The organism is Salmonella sp. SAL00653, assembly GCF_046552515.1.
In the GTDB taxonomy this organism is placed as follows: domain Bacteria; phylum Pseudomonadota; class Gammaproteobacteria; order Enterobacterales; family Enterobacteriaceae; genus Salmonella; species Salmonella enterica.
The window spans coordinates 1-1,158 of sequence record NZ_JBGDTY010000044.1; the positions used below are offsets into that span (position 1 = coordinate 1).

At 45.9% G+C, this 1,158-nt stretch carries 2 protein-coding genes and 1 pseudogene; 2 read left to right on the plus strand and 1 reads right to left on the minus strand.

What is annotated here, in order from left to right:
• A pseudogene (gene gtgA, locus ACLJRU_RS23320) lies at positions 1–261 on the minus strand (type III secretion system effector protease GtgA); the annotation flags it as partial.
• Positions 262–536: 275 nt separating this feature from the next.
• On the opposite strand from gtgA, the gene ACLJRU_RS23325 reads away from it, so the two are divergent.
• On the plus strand, positions 537–866 hold the full coding sequence (locus tag ACLJRU_RS23325; RefSeq protein ID WP_077905918.1) for a phage holin, lambda family: 330 nt from the start codon (positions 537–539) through the stop codon (positions 864–866).
• Positions 850–1,158, plus strand: a 309-nt coding sequence (locus ACLJRU_RS23330; RefSeq protein ID WP_077951266.1) for a lysozyme, incomplete at its 3' end; no start/stop codon positions are given. The genes ACLJRU_RS23325 and ACLJRU_RS23330, both read left to right, overlap by 17 nt.

Genomic DNA, 1,158 nt, shown 5'->3' on the forward strand with positions numbered 1-1,158 from the left:
ACGGCATTCATCATAGGTATCATCATCAATTTCGATATCAGGATCCATTCCTCCTGGTCCAGAGATAAGGTATTCAGCAAGACACATTGGTTCCAGCCTGGCTTTATCATCGGTAGCAAGACCATCATGTTGGAGGCGTAATTGCGAAGGATTATCTTGGTGTTCTGGAAGGTCTGGAAATACCTTGCTGTCATGAGGATGGGATAATCCATATGTTGACATCATATTATTGATAAATATTGGTTTAATTCCCGTTGGCATGATGAGTTACACATCCTTTTTACTACATGGAATTAACATTCTATAAATAGCATGTTTTTGTCAAACAGAATTCACTCAGCACGCAATCAATTAAGCTAAAAGCTAAATTTGCAGTATTTGTGCCTCACCTCCATTAAAATTGTACTCTGCGTGATTTTACTTTCAGATTCTGCAACCACAGGCAATCCTGTTTTACAAGATATTAAACCCTGCAACCCAACAATTTCACTCACTCTAGTTACCATCCGAAATCATCGGAGGTGAGGCTTATGAAAATGCATGACAAGACTCCTGAATTCTGGGCTGCGGTTTTGACCGGACTCAAAAATGCGTGGCCCCAGATACTTGGGGCGTTAATGGCCGGACTCATTGCCTACGGCCGACTGATATACGACGGCGCCACCCGTAAAAATAAATGGCTTGAGGGCGTCCTGTGTGGCGCTCTTTCCTTATGTGTCACCAGTGCGCTTGATGTGGTAGGCCTGCCGGTTTCCATTTCGCCTTTCGTTGGCGGAATTATTGGCTTTGTCGGTGTGGACAAGCTGCGCGAAATCGCAATTAGCGCACTCAAAAAACGTGCAGGGGTTAATGATGAGAATCAGTGAAAAAGGCATTACCCTAATCAAAGAGTTTGAAGGTTGTAGCCTGACAGCTTATCCGGACCCGGGAACGGGGGGAGATCCCTGGACGATTGGTTATGGCTGGACCCACTCTGTTGACGGTAAGCCAGTTAAGCCCGGAATGATGATTGACGAGGCTACTGCCGAGCGCTTGCTTAACACTGGTTTAGTCGGTTATGAAAATGATGTGTCCAGACTGGTTAAGGTCAAGTTGACGCAAGGCCAGTTTGATGCGCTGGTGTCGTTCGCGTACAACCTCGGCGCCCGGACATTATCC

Excerpts from the sequence above, each read along its gene's own strand:
- ACLJRU_RS23325 (WP_077905918.1), top strand. The coding sequence starts at position 537 with ATGCATGACAAGACTCCTGAATTCTGGGCTGCGGTTTTGACCGGACTC.